The 16,923-nt window shown below is 64.1% G+C and carries 13 protein-coding genes and 1 tRNA gene; 4 read left to right on the top strand and 10 right to left on the bottom strand.

What is annotated here, in order from left to right; translation table 11 throughout:
• Window positions 1–105 precede the first annotated feature (105 nt).
• The 3 genes from BJ994_RS04290 (at window position 106) to nhaA (ending at window position 2,286) form a co-directional block, all read left to right on the top strand.
• Window positions 106–603: a DUF2505 family protein gene (locus BJ994_RS04290; RefSeq protein WP_167991811.1), complete on the top strand. Its 498-nt coding sequence runs from the start codon at window positions 106–108 to the stop codon at window positions 601–603.
• Window positions 603–824, top strand: coding sequence for an SCO4848 family membrane protein (locus tag BJ994_RS04285; RefSeq protein WP_167991808.1), 222 nt, complete (start codon window positions 603–605; stop codon window positions 822–824). Before BJ994_RS04290 ends, BJ994_RS04285 begins: the two co-directional genes overlap by 1 nt.
• Window positions 825–930: 106 nt before the next feature.
• Window positions 931–2,286 (top strand): Na+/H+ antiporter NhaA, encoded by a 1,356-nt coding sequence (gene nhaA, locus BJ994_RS04280; RefSeq protein ID WP_167991806.1) that lies wholly within the window; start codon window positions 931–933, stop codon window positions 2,284–2,286.
• Between the two features lie 85 nt (window positions 2,287–2,371).
• Here the strand turns inward: nhaA and sufU are convergent, their stop codons facing one another.
• From sufU to BJ994_RS04235, 9 genes are all read right to left on the bottom strand, one after another.
• Window positions 2,372–2,845: a Fe-S cluster assembly sulfur transfer protein SufU gene (gene sufU, locus BJ994_RS04275; RefSeq protein ID WP_167991803.1), complete on the bottom strand. Its 474-nt coding sequence runs from the start codon at window positions 2,843–2,845 to the stop codon at window positions 2,372–2,374.
• Window positions 2,842–4,143, bottom strand: a complete 1,302-nt coding sequence (locus tag BJ994_RS04270; RefSeq protein ID WP_167991800.1) for an aminotransferase class V-fold PLP-dependent enzyme — start codon at window positions 4,141–4,143, stop codon at window positions 2,842–2,844. The genes sufU and BJ994_RS04270 overlap by 4 nt, the downstream gene beginning before the upstream one ends.
• A gap of 218 nt (window positions 4,144–4,361) precedes the next feature.
• On the bottom strand, window positions 4,362–7,055 hold the full coding sequence (locus BJ994_RS04265) for a LuxR C-terminal-related transcriptional regulator (RefSeq protein WP_167991797.1): 2,694 nt from the start codon (window positions 7,053–7,055) through the stop codon (window positions 4,362–4,364).
• Window positions 7,056–7,062: 7 nt separating this feature from the next.
• A complete protein-coding gene (locus BJ994_RS04260; protein WP_167991795.1) occupies window positions 7,063–9,690 on the bottom strand; it encodes a helix-turn-helix transcriptional regulator in 2,628 nt (875 codons plus the stop codon).
• 402 nt (window positions 9,691–10,092) lie between these two features.
• Window positions 10,093–10,680 (bottom strand): aminoacyl-tRNA hydrolase, encoded by a 588-nt coding sequence (pth, locus tag BJ994_RS04255; protein ID WP_167991792.1) that lies wholly within the window; start codon window positions 10,678–10,680, stop codon window positions 10,093–10,095.
• A 12-nt stretch (window positions 10,681–10,692) separates the two neighbouring features.
• Window positions 10,693–11,337: a 50S ribosomal protein L25/general stress protein Ctc gene (locus BJ994_RS04250; RefSeq protein WP_167991789.1), complete on the bottom strand. Its 645-nt coding sequence runs from the start codon at window positions 11,335–11,337 to the stop codon at window positions 10,693–10,695.
• Between the two features lie 266 nt (window positions 11,338–11,603).
• The gene (locus BJ994_RS04245; protein WP_167991787.1) at window positions 11,604–12,584 is read right to left on the bottom strand and encodes a ribose-phosphate diphosphokinase; all 981 of its coding nucleotides are present in this window, start codon (window positions 12,582–12,584) and stop codon (window positions 11,604–11,606) included.
• Window positions 12,581–14,071 carry a bifunctional UDP-N-acetylglucosamine diphosphorylase/glucosamine-1-phosphate N-acetyltransferase GlmU gene (gene glmU, locus BJ994_RS04240; protein ID WP_342450281.1) on the bottom strand — a complete coding sequence of 497 codons (1,491 nt, stop codon included), beginning with the start codon at window positions 14,069–14,071 and terminating at the stop codon, window positions 12,581–12,583. The genes BJ994_RS04245 and glmU overlap by 4 nt, the downstream gene beginning before the upstream one ends.
• Window positions 14,072–14,161: 90 nt before the next feature.
• Window positions 14,162–14,233 (bottom strand) — tRNA-Gln (locus BJ994_RS04235).
• 132 nt (window positions 14,234–14,365) lie between these two features.
• Between BJ994_RS04235 and BJ994_RS04230 the strand changes: the two genes are divergently transcribed.
• Window positions 14,366–15,010: a TetR/AcrR family transcriptional regulator gene (locus BJ994_RS04230; RefSeq protein WP_245192247.1), complete on the top strand. Its 645-nt coding sequence runs from the start codon at window positions 14,366–14,368 to the stop codon at window positions 15,008–15,010.
• A gap of 32 nt (window positions 15,011–15,042) precedes the next feature.
• Here the strand turns inward: BJ994_RS04230 and BJ994_RS04225 are convergent, their stop codons facing one another.
• On the bottom strand, window positions 15,043–16,881 hold the full coding sequence (locus tag BJ994_RS04225) for an ABC-F family ATP-binding cassette domain-containing protein (protein ID WP_167991785.1): 1,839 nt from the start codon (window positions 16,879–16,881) through the stop codon (window positions 15,043–15,045).
• Window positions 16,882–16,923: the final 42 nt, after the last annotated feature.

The raw sequence follows: 16,923 nt of genomic DNA, 5'->3' as shown, positions 1-16,923 counted from the left end.
CCCGTGTTTGACGGGCTGCGGGGCACGGCGGGCAACCGCTGAAGGAAGCTCACATAGGATGTACGGGACGCAAAATCCTACACACCCCTATAACCCGGAGGATCCGTGGCACTCAGCGCCTCAACCACCCTGCCCTACGACGTCGCAACCGTGACCGACGTCTTCACCGACGAGGCTTTCCTCAAGCACACCAGCGAGCATGTGGGCGGTAGCCTGAAGTCCCTGACGGTCGACGGCGACACCGCCGGCGCATTCACCCTCACCGCTGTGCGCACCCTTCCGACCACCCGGTTGCCCGAGATGGCCCGCAAGTTTGTCGGCGAAACCCTCACCGTCACCCAGACCGAGCACTGGGCCGCTCCGGCGGAGGACGGAACCCGTGAAGCGAAGGTCGCCATGAGCGTTTCCGGTGTTCCCGTCAACGTCGACGCCGTTCAGCGGCTCGTCGCCGAGGGCACGTCCACCCGGGTTGACGTAGCAGGCAACGTCAGCTCATCCATCCCGTTCATGGGTAGCAAGATCGCCGACGCCGCAGAGCCGATGATCGGCAAGGCGCTGAACATCCAGGCCAGCCAGGCCAAGAGCTGGCTGGAGAACCGCTGATGGCACTGCCCCTTGCGCTCTCGATCGTCCTGGTGGTTTCCGGTCTCTGGACCCTGATCGTGTGGCCGCCGTTCCTTCGCCGCATTCTGAAGGACCCCCGCTCGCGTAATGAGCACGGTGCGCCCACGCGGTTCCTGAAGGTGCACTTCATGCTGATCACCACGTCCATGATCCTCGGGGCCGCGACCCTCGTGATCGGCATTCGGACGCTCGCTGCCTGAGTAAAGACTTCCGCGCGATCTGCGCCATCCTGCTAGGGTTGCAGAAATTGGTGCGCCGGGAAGTCTGGTCGGCAGAGTTCTGTCCTGTCTTCTGAAGGAGCCACACGTGTCAAACGAACATCGCTCTGCGCCCAGGCGCGCATTCAGCCGGTCCAGCTGGTTGGAGTACCAGCGAATCAGCGAGATCCTTCGCAAGGAAACCGTTGGCGGCATCCTGCTGATCATCGCAGCTGCACTGGCTCTCATCTGGGCCAACTCACCTCTGGCCGACAGCTACTTCGCGCTACGCGACTTCGAATTCGGGTATGAGCCCTGGCACCTGAAGCTTTCCGTTGGCCACTGGGCTTCGGACGGACTGCTGGCGATCTTCTTCTTCCTGGTGGGCCTCGAGCTCAAACGCGAATTCGTGGCCGGTGATCTGCGCAGTCCGGCCAGGGCGATCGTTCCGGTGGCAGCAGCCATGGGCGGCGTAGTTGTCCCGGCACTGATCTATGTTCTGGTGAACCTGGGCTCCCCGGAAACCCTGCGCGGTTGGGCTATTCCCACCGCGACGGACATCGCATTTGCGGTGGCGGTCCTCGCTGTGATCAGCTCCCACTTGCCCAGCGCCCTGCGCATCTTCCTGCTCACGCTTGCCGTGGTGGATGACCTGATTGCGATCGCCATCATCGCGTTCGTCTATACGGCTGACGTCGACTTCACTTTCCTGCTGTTGACGCTGATTCCGCTGGCGCTTTTCGCGTTCCTTGCACAGAAAAACCCAAAGTTCTTCGGGAAGAAAACTCCGGCCGCGTGGATCATCCTGCTTCCGATCGGCTTCATCACGTGGGCCCTGATGCATGCATCGGGTGTTCACGCGACGGTTGCCGGCGTGCTGCTCGGCTTCATGATTCCGGTGCTGCGCAAAGGCAAGGGTGGAAAGCCCGTGCAGCCAACGGCCAACAAGCCGGGTCTTGCCGAGACTTTCGAGCACCGCTTCCGGCCGCTGTCCGCCGGCATTGCGGTTCCGGTTTTCGCCTTCTTCTCGGCCGGCGTGACAATCGGCGGGCTCGACGGCCTGGTCGCCGCCTTCGGCGATCCTGTCACCATCGGCATCGTGATGGGCCTTGTTCTTGGAAAGCCGATCGGCATTCTGCTGACCACCTGGGCCGTCACCAAAACCACCAGGGCAACCCTGGACCCGGATCTGAAATGGGTCGACCTTCTGGGAGTGGGCGTGCTCGCGGGCGTCGGGTTCACCGTCTCCCTTCTGGTCAACGAGCTGAGTTTCGGCGAAGGATCGGAGCACACGGAGAATGCCAAGGTCGCAATCCTCGGGGCCTCCCTTATCGCCGCGCTGCTCGCCACAGTGATTCTGCGCTCCCGCAACAAGCACTACCGTCGAGTAGTGGAAGCGGAGAAGGTCGACGCCGACGACGACGGCGTCCCAGACCTCTTCGAAGACAATCCTCCCCGCCGCTAGGCCTGGCGAATCGAGTCAGTGGGAATCGCTACCTTCCCGCGGCTTTCCAGTTATTTCTGTTGACTCGATTCTGACCAACCCGCACTCAGCGGTTGGCCGCGAGTACCGCTTCTTCCAGTGCCACCCAGGCGAGCATCGCGCACTTCACGCGTGCCGGGAACCGGGATACCCCTGCGAAAGCGGTTGCATCGCCAAGCAGTTCATCGTCAACCGGTGCGGCTCCGCGGGAGCGCATCAACTCCCGGAACCTGTCGAGCTGATCCATCACCTCGTCGCGCGTGCGCCCGGTCACGAGTTCCGTGAGTACCGACGCCGATGCCATCGAAATGGCGCAGCCGGCTCCGTCCCAGGCCACGGACTGCAGACGCGAGTCCGAGATCCAGACCCGTAACGTCACCTCGTCGCCGCACACGGGATTGAGCTGGTGTGACTGGGCTGTGGCGACGTCACCGCCGTCGTCGGCGTCTGTAGCACTGTGCCCATCAATGCCCTGCCCCACACGCCGTCGGGCGTGGTCGAGGATGATCTGCTGGTACAGCGATTCCAGGCCGCCGTTCACCGCACTACCCCGAAATACGAACGTACCTCGGCCACGGCGGCCAGGAATGCATCGATCTCCTCCATAGTGGTGTAAAGGTACGTGCTTGCCCGGGTGGAAGCGGTCAACCCGAGCCTGCGGTGGAGCGGCTGGGCGCAGTGGTGGCCCACCCTCGCCGCTATTCCCCGCGCATTCAGGAACTGGCCGACGTCGTGAGCGTGGACGCCGTCGACGTCGAACGCCGCGAGACCGATCCTCTCGGAACCTGTCCCCGGTCCCAGCACGCGGACACCGTCGATGGACTCCAGTCCCCCGACCAGCCTCTCCCCCAGCGCGGATCCCCGCTCCGCAATGCGCCCCATCCCCGTCTCAGCGAGATAGTTGACCGCGGATTCCAGGGCGATTGCCTGCGAGATGCGCTGCGTTCCAGCTTCGAAGCGCGCGGGCGGCGGTAGGTAGTCAGACCCTTCCATGGTGACGGTTGTGATCATTGAGCCTCCCGTGAGGAAAGGAGGTAGGGCGGACAGATGATCCGATCGTCCATACAGGACGCCGATTCCCGTGGGGCCCAGCATCTTGTGCCCCGAGAAGACCATGAAGTCTACGTCGAGTGCGCCTACGTCGACCGGGAGGTGCGGTACGGACTGGCACGCATCCAGGACCGTCAGCGCACCTGCTGCCCGCGCAAGGCCAACCAGCTCGGCCACGGGAGTGAGAGTGCCCAGCACGTTGGAAACGTGGGTGAAGGCAAGCACCTTCGTCGAGCCGTCGACGACGGCGGCTGCCCGCTCGAGGAGGAGGGCGCCGTCGTCGTCAGTGGGTATGTATCGGATTTCGGCTCCAGTACGCGCGGCCAGCTCCTGCCACGGCACCAGGTTCGCGTGGTGTTCCAGCTCGGTGACCACGATCGAATCTCCCGGCCCAAGCGCGTAGGGGCGCGCCGCGTCACCGCCGCGGCCAAGCGACGCGTTGGACAGCGAGTACGCGACGAGGTTGAGCGCCTCCGTGGCGTTGGAGGTGAAGACAATTTCCTCGGCGTTTGCACCGATGAACGAGGCGACGGTGGACCGTGCGCTCTCGTAGGATTCGGTGGCCGCCACCGCAAGCGTGTGCGCGCCGCGATGCACGGCTGCGTTTCGCTGCTCGTAATACTCCTGCTCCGCTTCCATCACACTCAACGGGTTCTGCGAGGTGGCACCGGAATCCAGATAGACCAGCGGGTGGCCGTTAAGCTCGGTGGCAAGCAAGGGGAAGTCGTTCCGGATGCGAAGCACTTCATCCTCGGACAGCGGAGACGATAGGGCTGACGCGTTGGACATGGCACTCCCTCGATGCGCGAATGGGCGCTACTCACTCTACCGAAGCCACTGCCGCGCAGCGCCCGATCGCCATGAAGGAGCCGACGACGGCTGGGGACGAGCCTTGGTCTCAAAGGCTTCGACGTCGCCGGCTCCACTGACAACTCTAGGCGGGAACCCGGGCTCCGGACACGAGTACCCGGTACCCGATTTTCAGGCCCGGACCGCCCGCTGTGTACTCAGCCGGTACTCGTTGTATCGCCCCCGCCGGGCAGCTCTTCGCGCCTGGTGATTCCAAGCTTGGCAAAGATGCGGTAGAGATGCCCCTCAACGGTGCGCACCGAAACGCCCTGCTCAAGGGCGATGTCACGGTTGGTGTAACCGTTAGCGGCAAGCCGCGCGATGTCCTGCTCCCGTTGCGTGAGTTTAGAGGTGGAATGTACCTGGCTGAACTGCGGGCTCTGCAGGCCCTCAAGCTGAGCGACAATCTGGTTGAGCTGCTGCTGGATAGAACGGGACCGGTGTTCCTCCCCGCGCTGGGAAAGGAACTTCACTGCCTTGCCAAGGCATTCGGCGGCGATGAGGAGGTAGCCCGCGGACTGAGCCAGCCTTGCCGCCTCCACCAATCCGCCCGGGTCACGGAGGGCAGCGGATTTCGCCATGGCGGAAATGACGGCACCCTCAGGGCCCTCGAAGTTATCGGTGAGACGCGCGAGTTGGTCGAAGCAGCGTTCGTCACCCAGACGCGCGGACAGCTCAAGGGTGAGCGCGGCCAACACGTCCATTCCGTCGCCCTCGGCCCGCGCCGCGACGACGCGCAGCTCCTCGATGCTCTTGGCAGCTCCCTGGAACAATGCGTTTGCTGCGATTACGTGAATTTTTCCGATGAGCCGCGCCTGTCTGGTGCCGTTGCCCTCGCCTGCTGCAAAGTCCGCCGCGTAGGTGCGGGCCCGCGTGGTGTCGCCAACCATCGCACAGGCGAAGGCTGCAAGACCAAGCGCCATCGGCATCAGCTGGTTCTGGTCCGACTCCCGCAAACCTTCAACCGCGAGGATCAGGCATGTGCGGGCAGTGCGCATCAGGCCCTTCCGCAGCGAGATCAGTCCCTGGGCGATCTCGTTCATTCCGCTGAACGGGGACGGACCGCCTGGTTTGGACCGGATGAAGCGCTCGAGAAGTTCTTCGATGTCATCCCAGCACCCGGCATGGGCAAGCGAGAGGAAGTGCCGGGTGACAACGAATTCCCAGTGCGCAACGAACTGGTGGCCGTGGGACGCAATGATCTGCAGCGCTTCGTTAGTGGCGCTTGCTCCTTCAATCCCCCTGCCGGTTGAGCCCAGGGCCTCCCCCAGCAGCGTCAGGCCGGCAAGCCGAACCTCATCGGTACAGTACTGATCCGCGAGAATGTCCCGAAGCACGGCTTCAGCCTCTACGAACCTGCCCTCATAATTCAGTGCGAAGCCTTCCAGGATCCGGTAGCCGTTCCTGGACACGCTGGCGCCGATCAGCACCGCGGGATCGTTCCCGGAATCGGCTGCGATCTGCTCCACGATCCGCTGCCAGCGGGCCGCGTCGGTGCGGATGGCTTCCGGAGGGTTGCTGCCGCGGACATGCAGCGCGACGGACAACAGTGAAGCATCCTTGGCGAGCAGGAAACTGGTGCACTGTTCGAGCACTTCATCAACGATTTCGCGGGCATACGGCAGGTTCCCACGCATCATCTGCGCCCTCGCGATTTCGACCAACGAGCTCCCGCGAAGGTCAGGAGTATGGACTGCCCTTGCCGCGCGCAGGGCGAAGTCGGCGTCGTACAGACGGTTGGCGACGACGGCGGCGTGCAACAGCGTTTTGTCATCCGGCGGCAGTCCGCAGTCCAGGCCCCAGCCCACGAAACGCAGGAAGCCGTCCGCTGAACTCGACTGTTTGTCCAGCAGGTTCAGCACCTGTCTTCGGATCGCGAGGCTCCGCCCGGCAGGCACGTCGTGGCGGATGACCTCTCCGTACAGGGGATGGCTGAGGCTCGCAACCCGTTCACGTCCACCGGAAACGGTGATCAACCCGTCCTCGTGCAGGGTGGCCACTGCCTGCCGGTCCGTGCATTGCACAAGTGCGTCGAACGGCATGGGTTCAGCAAGGGAAAGGGTCTCAAGGACCGCGATCTCCTCGGACGAGCGGCGCCGGAACCGGCTCTTGATGAGGTCAACGAGGCTGAGATCAAGCGGCGGCGCGTGACCGACCAGGCGCCAAACCTTGTTGCGCACCCCGAGATAGCCTGAGCGTCTGCCCTGGCGAAGCAGCGCCAGGAGGAACATCGGGTTACCGCCGGATGTGGCGCCAAGCGTGATGCTGACGCTTGCAAGCACGTCACCGCCCAGTTCCCGTTCGCACAGTTCGTGGACTTCGTCAGCGGTTAAGGGCTGCACCTCATACCGGTTCAGCAGACCGTCCTGCCAGAGCGATCCGAGTTCCGACATGGGTCCGGGCGTGGTGCGGGACAACGCAAGAATACGAGCGCGGCGGCCGGTCACCAGTTGGGAGAGCAGGACACTGGTGCTGTCGTCCAGTTCATGCGAATCGTCCACGAGGAACAGCGGCGTCAACATGTCGCCATTGGTGCTCGTCTCAAGATGGGCCATGATGCTGCGATACACGGCGACGGAGGATCCGACGTCGTTGATCGACAGGGTACGCAGGTAAGGCGAGAGGGCGCCGAAGGGAACCTTGCGCAATGACGGGCTGGCCGAGATCGGCAGGACAGCCGCATTGCCGTCCAGTTGCCGTGCCACTGAGTGTGCAAGGGCCGTCTTCCCCACGCCAGCCTCGCCCACCAGGATTGCGCCAAGATACTGCGTACCGGAGATCGCCGCTGTTACCTCTTCGATCAGATCCCTACGGCCAACCAGATCCTGCCCACCATCAGAATGTTCAGCCATGGGCCCGCTACTCCAACAGCAGAGCCAGCTGGCTGCGCGATGACACCCCAAGCTTTGAATAGAGCCGGTAAACGTGACCCTCGATAGTCCGCACAGAAACACACATGACCTGAGCTATATCACGATTGCTGCGTCCCTGTGCCACCAGGACCGCAATACTGCGTTCACGTTCCGTCAGTGAATCGAGCGCTCCCCTACGTCCGGCCACTCCAGGGGCACCGACATTGCGCAGCACCTTCTCCGCTTCGGTGACCGTGACGTGGTCGCCCTGCTCCCCGGCGAGCCGGGCCGCCAACCGGGCGGCATCCGCACCGAGGCGGTAGTTGCCGATTTCGGACGCCTTCTGAGCTGCCTGGAGCAATTGGTGAACGTCTTTGGACGCGATGCCCTTGCCGTAAAGCGCACACACCTCGGCAAAGGGGCCCTGAACGGCGAGCGCAGAGGACACTATGCGGTCGGCCACATCATCGAGGCCGAGCTGCATGCTCTGGCACAGGAACATCAGTTCATGCCCGTGGTTGCCGAATGCGCGGTCCTCGTCCGCGAGGTCCAGCATGCGTTGGGCAACCTCAAGCGGCGAATCGGTTGCTGTGGATGCGAGCGCAGAGAAGTAGTCGACAGCGCGGGCAGCGTGCCATGGAAGCCGTTCGGGCTGATGGCGGGCTCGGAGCAGGTGCTCCTGGGCCGCCCGCACCTCGCCTACCAGTGCATACGCGTAGGCTGTGGCTGCTTCCGCGAGCGGCAGGATCTGATGGCGATCGCGCGTGCGGAGTTGGCTGAGTGCTGGAAGGAGCTTGTCGAGGGCTTCTGTCCCCCGCCCGGAGTATGCGAGCAGGCACCCTTCAGCAAACTCGGATGCGGACCCGTCATAGGCGGAGTCCTTGGCGGGCTGATCCTGCGAGGCGAGCATGCCGAGGCACTCCTGCCAGCGTCCCGAGAGGACCAGCAACTTGAAGACCCTCGCCATCGCCTGCTCATGCAGCAGCGGATCCTTGGTGGTATCCAGCAGCCGCGACAGGACTGAAGTTGCAAGCCGAAGCGCATCATCCTGCCGGCCGGTCATTGCGAGCGCCTCCGCCAGCCAGCCGAGCAATTCGGAATCGTGCTGGTCTGCGTGGAAGTCGTGCAGGTCTGCGTGCTCTTCAATGATCTCGGCGTAGCGTCCGTTATACACCGCGAGCTCGGCTGCGAGCACATCGACCTTCTGAACCGCGTCCCCCATGCCTGTCGCTGCGGCGGCTTCGATACTGAGCCGAAGCCGGATGTCCTCGAAGGTGGGCTCAGCTTCGACGTACCGCGCGGGACTGCGGACCAGGAGACGGCACTGGAGTATACGGACATCGATCCATTCCTCCACCGAGTGGGCCACTCCGCTTCCAAGGAACTGCTCGAGGGTTCGGAGGCCGCCTGCGATATCGCCGTCGATACCCAGCGCGCGCGCTTTCTCGATGACTGCCTTTGCCATCGATGCGTGTCCCGGGATGGCGTGCACCAAGCGCAACGCCAATGTCCCTTCAAAGTGCCTGTTCGCAAGACCCGCCGCGTCGATGAGGCTTTCATCGTCGATGTCTGCCCCGCAGTCCAGGCACCAGGAGGCGTAGGTCATCCGTGCCAACGCGGGCATGTCCCAGCGACGGGACTCTGCTGCCAGGGCACGCAGCAGTTCCCTGCCACGGCCGAGCGGAACCTGGGCCCGGACCACCTCGCTCACCAGTCCATTCGCCACCCGCACGAGCGGTACATCACCGTGTTCAAGCTGCAGGATCTTCTTCTGCTGGAGTGCATCCACCGGCCCGGAAGACACGAAGCGCAGGAGCAGTTCGTGCGGGATCACGCTGACCACCGAAACAAGCTCCAGCACCTCCCGTTCCTCCGGGGAGAGCCGGCGGAGACGGACCATGATCCAGTCGGACACCGAGCGCCGGGTTTTCGGCGCGGTGCTGGGCTTCGCTACCCAGACGCCGTCACGCTCGAGCATTTCGCCGGAGTCCACCTGTTCGCGGGTCAGTGCCTGCAGGAACAGTGGATTGCCGCCTGTCGTGTGCCACATGCTGGCAGCGACGGAGCGCGATACCGGCGCATCGAGCGCCGCGGACAGGAGTCTTGTTGTCGAGGCCAGTCCCAGGGGCCCGACGTCGACGCGGCGCAGGGCACCGTCCTTCCAGAGATCGCAGAACTCCTCCGGCGAAGCGTCGATGCTCTGGCAGATTGCGATCAGTTTCACTGCGCCGACCCGCACCAGGTGGCTGATCGCCATGGACGACGACGAGTCCAGATCCTCGAGATTGTCGGCGAGGATAAGGGTCTGCCGTCCGTCTTCCCTGCGCTCATACAGTTCCTGCAGTCCGCGCAGGAGCATGAGCGGGTTATCCACGATAGCGTCGTCGAGATCGCTCAGGACAAAGCTCAGCGCCCCATAGGGCATCTTCGCGGCCAGTGCCGAACCGCGGACGTAGACCAGTTCGAAGGAGTCATCCAGGCCCCGCGCGGTGCGCTGGGCGAGCACAGTTTTACCGACTCCCGACTGGCCCGTGATGATAACGCCGCTGGAGCCAGCGTCCAGCAGGGCGTCCCGTACGTCCTTCAGCTCGCCGTCACGTCCGACCAGGGGCCATTCCCCATGGACGTTCAACATCGCTGTGTACCGGCAACTTGTCCGTCCTCACCTGGTGGCGCAACGGTATTACCCTTCAGTGCCGACAGATCCTTGTCGACACTGGACATAACACAATTTCTCATCGAGTCCGCCCCAACACGTCTTGCGCTAGGGCATAAGACTACGCCGGAATGTGTTATAGCGCACCCATTTTCGGGACGTCGTGAACACCGGCGTCGGCGGGCAGCTCTTCGGCCTTCTTAGAACGCAGCGGCGGCCCAGGTCTTCCGCGGGGAGGGGAGCACAAAAAAGGGACCGACGTTGGGATGGGGGTGGCCCAGTCTCAGAGGCCGCCCAACGTCGGCCCCCGATCTTGGGGCCATCAGGCCGAGCGATTTCATCCGGTATTACCGGTTGTGAACCGCTCCACTTAGTTTATCGCTATTTGCCCGCGGAATGAAACTTCTGCTGGGCCGTAAGCAGACCGTCCCGCACAAGGCTTTCGACGGCGTCGGCAGCCTCCTCGAGCAGGATCGGAAGCTCCTTCTTTTCCGTGCTGCTGAAGTCGCGAAGCACGTAATCAGCCGCTTCCTGCCTGCCGGGCGGACGACCGACGCCAACCCGGATCCGGACATAGTCCTTGGTGCCCAGCGAGCTGGTGATATCCCGCAGGCCGTTGTGCCCGCCTTCCCCGCCGCCGATCTTGATCTTGATCGTGCTGAAGGGAATATCAATCTCGTCGTGTACCGCAACGACGTTCGCCGGGACTACTCCATAGAAGCGGGAGAGAGCCGACACAGGCCCGCCGGTCAGGTTCATGTACGTGAGCGGCTTGGCGAGGACGAGGCGCGGCCCGCCTATTCCGAGGCGGCCTTCGAGCACGACGGCGCGTGCTTTGGACGTACCGAACCTGCCACCCAGCCTGCTGCCAAGCACATCGAGGACCATCTGTCCTACATTGTGCCGGTTGCCGCTGTAGCCGGGCCCGGGGTTACCGAGCCCGGCTACGAGCCAGGTGTTATCAGACAAGGAGACGGGTGCTTAGGACTCTTCGGAGGCCGGAACCACGTCACCCGTGGCTTCCTCAGCGGTGGCATCGCCGCCGTCAGAGTCAACGCCGGTCTCGGTTGCGGTTTCGCCGAGGTCTTCAACAACAGGTGAGGATACGTTGATGATCAGCGTCTCTCCATCGGTGAGCAGGGTGGTGCCCTTGGGCAGGCGGATGTCCGAGGCGTATACGTGGTCGCCTACACCGTGTCCGTCGAGGTTGACGGTCAGGGAATCCGGCAGGTGGGTGGCGTCAGCCTCGACCGTAACTGTGGTCTGCTCAAGGTTGGTGACAACGCCGGGCTTGGGCTCGCCCTCAACGTGGATGTTGACCTCAACGGTGACCTTTTCGCCGCTGCGGACGGTCAGCAGGTCGATATGCTCGACGATCTGCTTGATGGGGTTGCGCTGGACGTCCTTCGCGAGGGCGAGGTGCGATTCGCCGTCTACGTCGATGCTGAGGAGCGCGTTGGAGTGGCGGACTGCCAGGGTGGTGGCCTTAGCCGGGAGCAGTACGTGGATGGGATCAGCGCCGTGGCCGTAGATGACGGCGGGGATCTTGTTTGCGCGGCGGGCCTGGCGTGCCGCGCCCTTGCCGAAGTCGGTGCGCAATTCCGCGGGGAGCTTCTGCTCGGACATGGTGTCTCCTGAAGTTCGAAAATGGTGGTCTTGAGGACGTACCGAGGAAAAAGCAACGGGTCCAGCACCATCCACCGGCAACGTCTTCACAGACGCGAACTCAGGAAAGCCGCCAGCCACCGTCGATCACGGAGCAAGCTGTAGTCCCCGTAAGGACGTGTTCCAGGCTGCTCCCTCGCCTAGGCATCGGAAGTCAATGCTACAGCAAGCCGGGCCCTGCCTTGAATCGAGACTGGGCAGGGTGCGCAGACCGTGGCTGGGACCGCTCAGGCGTGGCCGTCGAAGAGGCTGGTGACTGAGCCGTCGTCGAACACCTCGCGGATTGCACGGGCAATCAGCGGCGCGATCGAGAGAACGGTCAGTTGGGGGAACCGCTTCTCCGGGCCAATGGGCAACGTGTTGGTTACCACCACTTCCCTTGCGCCCGACTCCGCAAGGCGCCGGGCCGCGGGATCGGAGAACACCGCGTGGGTCGCGGCGATGATGACGTCCTTGGCGCCCGCATTCTTCAGCACGTTCACCGCACCCGAAATGGTTCCGCCGGTGTCGATCATGTCATCGATCAGGACGCAGGTGCGCCCCTCGATCTGGCCGACCACGGTCTTCGAGACAGCCTGGTTCGGCACAGTGAGGTCCCGGCTCTTGTGCACGAAGGCCAGCGGCGCGCCGCCGAGCCGCTCCGCCCACTGCTCGGCCACCCGCACGCGGCCGGTATCCGGGGAGACGACTGTGATGTTCTCTGCGTCCACGCGGGTCCGGATGTAGTCCGCCAGCAGCGGGATGGCCATGAGGTGGTCCACCGGTCCGTCGAAGAACCCCTGGATCTGCGCCGTGTGGAGGTCAACCGACATCAGGCGGTCGGCGCCGGCTGTGCGGTAGAGGTCCGCAACCAGGCGGGCGGAAATCGGCTCGCGTCCGCGGCCCTTCTTGTCCTGGCGCGCGTATGGGTAGAAAGGCGATACAACGGTGATGCGCTTGGCGGAGGCACGCTTCAGCGAATCGACCATGATCAGCTGTTCCATGAGCCAGTTGTTCAGCGGTGCCGGGTGGGCCTGGATGACGAAGACGTCGGTTCCCCGGACGCTTTCACCCGAACGGACGTAGATCTCTCCATTAGCGAAGTCATAGGCGGAGACAGGCAGGAGCTCGGTCTCCAGCACCGCCGCTATTTCTTCAGCCAGCTCCGGGTGCGCCCTTCCCGTGGCGAGGACCAGCTTCTTCTCGCCACGTGCGGTGATCTCGCTCATGAACGGTTGCTCTCTTCCGTGGATGTGTCGGTGGTGTGTGCGCGGGTGGCTGCTTCGGCGGCGGCAGTGCCCTGCCTCTTCTGTTGCACCCAGTCTTCAGTGTTCCGCTGCGGTGCCACGCTGATGGCCAGCGCTCCGGCCGGCACGTCCTTGCGGACAACCGCCCCCGCACCGGTATACGCGCCGTCACCGATCGTGACCGGTGCAACGAACACCGTGTTGGAACTGGTCCGTACTTCACTGCCGATGATGGTGCGGTGTTTGTTGACGCCGTCGTAATTCGCTGTGATGTTGCCACAGCCAATGTTGGTGTTTTCACCGATCTCGGCGTCGCCGGCGTACCCGAGGTGTGAGAGCTTGGACCCCCGGCCGATCGTGACGTTCTTGGTCTCGTAAAAGGCACCGATCTTGCCGCTCTCCCCGAGAACCGTGCCCGGACGCAGGTAGGTGAACGGACCCACGGAGGCGCCGGCCCCGATCCGGGCGCCGCTGCCATGCGTGCGCACCACCTTCGCGCCTTCTTCGATGACGACGTCGGTGAGGGTGCAGTCCGGGCCGACGACGGCGTCGCGCGCGACCTGCGTGGCACCGTGCAGCTGTGTGCCGGGCAGGAGCGTGACGTCCTCGTCCAACTCGACACCGACATCGACCCAGGTGCTGGCCGGATCCACGATTGTTACTCCTGCGCGCATCCAGCGCCGAAGCGTACGCCGGTTGAGTTCGGCACCAAGCGCGGCCAGTTGTACGCGGTCGTTGGCGCCCTCCACCTGCCAACGGTCCGTGGAGATCACCGCGGCAACCCTGCCGCCGCTCTGATCGGCCACGGCCGGCACATCGGTGAGGTACATCTCCCCCTGGGCGTTGTTGACATCAACGCGAGTGAGGCTTTCCCTGAGCACGGCGGCGTCGAACGCGTAGATTCCCGAATTGATCTCGGTGATGGCGTGCTGCGCTTCCGTGGCGTCCTTGTGCTCAACGATCCCCGTGACGGTGCCGTCCTCCGCCCGGACAATGCGTCCGTAGCCGGTGGCGTCCTCAAGCACGGCGGTCAGGATGGTGACGGCGTTTCCGCCGCGTTCATGGACGCGCACCAGTTCCTGAAGCGTTGCGGTATCCAGCAGGGGCACGTCGCCGTAAGTGACGACGACGGTTCCTTCGACCCTGTGCCGGGCGTCGAGCGCTTCGAGGGCAACCTGCACGGCACGCCCGGTGCCGGGTACCTCATCCTGGTCCACGATGAGCGCTCCCGGATCCAGTTCCAGGATGTGCGCTGCCACTCTGTCACGCTCGTGGCGGACGACGACGGCGAGCTCCCGCGGTGCGAGGCCACGGGCTGCCGCCAGTGCGTGCCCAACCATGGATGCGCCGCCGATGCGGTGGAGGATTTTCGGGGTCCGGGACTTCATCCGTGTCCCGGCTCCGGCTGCCAGAACTATCACTGCTGCAGGCGCTGATACCGCCTGCACGGGCTCGTTCTCGTGGCTCACGAAGAGGGCCGCTCCTTGCCTGAGTTGTACGCCTGCTGGCCTGCTGGGAAACTGCTCGCTGCAATCCTATCCGGCGCAGGACAACCGCCGTTCCGCCCATAGGATTCGAACCTATACTCCACAGCTCCAAAGGCTGGGGTGCTGCCGTTACACCAGGGCGGACCGCACGGAACCTCAACCGAACACTGGAAGCGTCCGCGCGACTATCTAGTCTGCCATGACCGGGCGCGTTCCTGCGAGTTGCCTCCGCCGCGCAGGAAGTGACCAAACGCCGGTCCTGCGTACGATGAATCCATGACTTCCCGCACAGAGCCTACCGAGAGTGTTGTGCGGCTACGGATGACCGGGCCGCAGCGACGGGCGCAACTGATCGACGTTGCGCGTGGACTGTTTGCGCTCCGCGGACTGGACGGCACAACGATCGAGGAAATAGCCCAGGCGGCCGGGGTTTCCAAGCCTGTGGTCTACGAGCACTTCGGGAGCAAAGAGGCCCTGTACACACAGGTGGTCGATGTCGAGTTCCACATCCTCCTCCGCAGCGTCTCGACGGCCTTAGGTGGAAAGGCGAGTTCACGGGAGCTCCTGGAACGGGCAGCGCTGGCTCTGCTGGACTACATCGAGAACAGCACCGAAGGCTTCCGCATCCTCATGCGCGATGCGCCGCCGTCGCAGCCCGAGGGCGCCTTCTCAACACTGCTGTCCAACATTGCCGCCCGGGTGGAGCACATCATGGTGGACGAGTTCGAGCGCCGTGGCTTCAACCCTCGTGACGGCGCCATCTACGCCCAAATGCTTGTGGGGATGGTTGCGATGACCGGGCAATGGTGGCTTGATGAGCGCAGTCCCGACAAGAAGGAAGTTGCCGCCCATCTGGTGAACCTCGCCTGGAACGGGTTGCGCGGACTGTCCACGGAACCGGTCCTGAAGGTCGACGAGTAGCCAAGGCACGCATGCGTGCGCGGCCGCGAAGGTTACTCCCCGAGGACCTCCGCCGCCGCCAGCCACTGTTCCTCCAGCGCCTCCTGCTCGGACTGGAGTTCGCGCAGCTTTGTGTCCAGCCCGGCCATTTTCTCGAAGTCGATTGCCGACTGGCTTCCCGCTTCACTCATCTGCTCGTTGATCTTCTCGATCTGCGAACCGGTCTTGGTCATCTGCCGCTCGATGCGGGTGAGGTCCTTCCGGGCCTGCCGGGTCTCCTCCGGTGAGGGACCACCGGGGCCGGGCGCCGCCGTCGTGCCGTTGGTGCCGGTGGATTGGCCCGCAAGCGGTGTCCCGCTCATTCCGCCGCTCGCTGCATCGCGGCGCAGCTGGAGGTACTGGTCGACGCCTCCGGGCAGGTCGCGGATCTTCCCGTCGCCGAGCAGCGCCAGCTGGGAGTCGGTCACCCGCTCAAGCAGGTACCGGTCGTGGGAGACCACCACCAGCGTGCCCGGCCAGCCGTCGAGGACATCCTCGACCGCTGCGAGGGTGTCGGTGTCGAGGTCGTTGGTGGGTTCATCGAGCATGAGCACATTCGGCTCCCCCACGAGCAGGCGCAGCAGCTGCAAGCGGCGGCGCTCGCCTCCGGAAAGATCCCCGACCGGCGTCCACTGGCGCTGGTTGGTAAACCCGAGCTGCTCAACGAGCTGACTCGCCGAGACCTCCTTTCCGCCGACCGAGAGCACCCGCTTCTCCTGCTCAATCACCTCGGTGACACGCAGGTGGTTGACGTCGTCGAGCTCGCGGACCTCCTGGGACAGGATCGCGGTCTGTACCGTCTTTCCCCTCTTCAACCGGCCCGACGACGGCGCCACCTCGCCGTTCAGCAACCGCAACAGGGTGGTTTTGCCGGCACCGTTGACGCCGACGATTCCAAGGCGCTGGCCGGGTGCCAACCGCAGGGTGACCGACCGGAACAGTTCCTTCTCCCCCAGCTCCAGGGACACGTTCTCGAGGTCCAGAACATCCTTGCCAAGCCGCGCTGTTGCCAGCTTGCTCAGGGCGAGGGAGTCCCGCGGTTCGGGTACGTCGGCGATCAGGGCGTTCGCCGCTTCGATGCGGAACTTCGGCTTCGAGGTGCGGGCGGGAGCGCCGCGCCGCAGCCACGCGAGTTCCTTTTTCACCAGCTGCTGGCGCTTGCCTTCGACGACGGCGGCCATCCGGTCGCGCTCGGCGCGGGCCAGCACATAGGCCGCGTAGCCCCCGTCGAAACCGTCGATGATCCCGTCGTGGACCTCCCACGTTCGGGTTGAAATTTCGTCGAGGAACCAGCGGTCGTGGGTGACCACGAGGAGCCCGCCCTCGGTGGGACGCCAGCGCTGTTTGAGGTGTTCGGCGAGCCAGGCCACACCCTCCACATCGAGGTGGTTGGTGGGCTCGTCGAGCATGATGACGTCGTCGTTGCCGATGAGCAGTTTCGCGAGGGCAACCCTGCGCTTCTGTCCTCCGGAGAGGGAGGATATCCGCGCGTGCCAGTCGACCTCCGCCACGAGTCCGCCCATGACGTCGCGGATCTTGGGGTTGGATGCCCATTCGTGGTCTGCCTGATCGCCAACGATCGCAGCGCCGACCGTCAAATTTTGATCAGAGCCTCCGTCGACCACGTTGTCTTGGTTGAGATAGCCGACGGTGACATCGCGACGTTTGGTAACCCGGCCGTCGTCGGGCGTGCTGCGCTGGGCGAGCAGGCGCATCAGGGTCGACTTGCCGTCACCGTTCCGGCCGACCATTCCGACCCGGTCGCCCTCCTCAAGTCCGAGGGTGACGCCGTCCAGGATAGTCCGGGTGGCAAAGGTGACGCTGATGTTTTCAGCACCGAGCAGGTGGGCCAACGTGAGTACTGCTTTCGTTTGGGATCTTGGGTCAGTTGTGGA

It is taken from the genome of Arthrobacter pigmenti, assembly GCF_011927905.1.
In the GTDB taxonomy this organism is placed as follows: domain Bacteria; phylum Actinomycetota; class Actinomycetes; order Actinomycetales; family Micrococcaceae; genus Arthrobacter_D; species Arthrobacter_D pigmenti.
Note: the sequence above shows the minus strand (reverse complement) of the source record. Positions and strands in the feature narration are given on the sequence as shown.

Coding starts and splice junctions, on each gene's coding strand:
- BJ994_RS04285 (WP_167991808.1), top strand. CDS start 603: ATGGCACTGCCCCTTGCGCTCTCGATCGTCCTGGTGGTTTCCGGTCTC.
- BJ994_RS04270 (WP_167991800.1), bottom strand. CDS start 4,143: ATGTCCAACGCGTCAGCCCTATCGTCTCCGCTGTCCGAGGATGAAGTG.
- BJ994_RS04265 (WP_167991797.1), bottom strand. CDS start 7,055: ATGGCTGAACATTCTGATGGTGGGCAGGATCTGGTTGGCCGTAGGGAT.
- BJ994_RS04260 (WP_167991795.1), bottom strand. CDS start 9,690: ATGTTGAACGTCCATGGGGAATGGCCCCTGGTCGGACGTGACGGCGAG.
- BJ994_RS04250 (WP_167991789.1), bottom strand. CDS start 11,337: ATGTCCGAGCAGAAGCTCCCCGCGGAATTGCGCACCGACTTCGGCAAG.
- BJ994_RS04245 (WP_167991787.1), bottom strand. CDS start 12,584: ATGAGCGAGATCACCGCACGTGGCGAGAAGAAGCTGGTCCTCGCCACG.
- BJ994_RS04230 (WP_245192247.1), top strand. CDS start 14,366: ATGACTTCCCGCACAGAGCCTACCGAGAGTGTTGTGCGGCTACGGATG.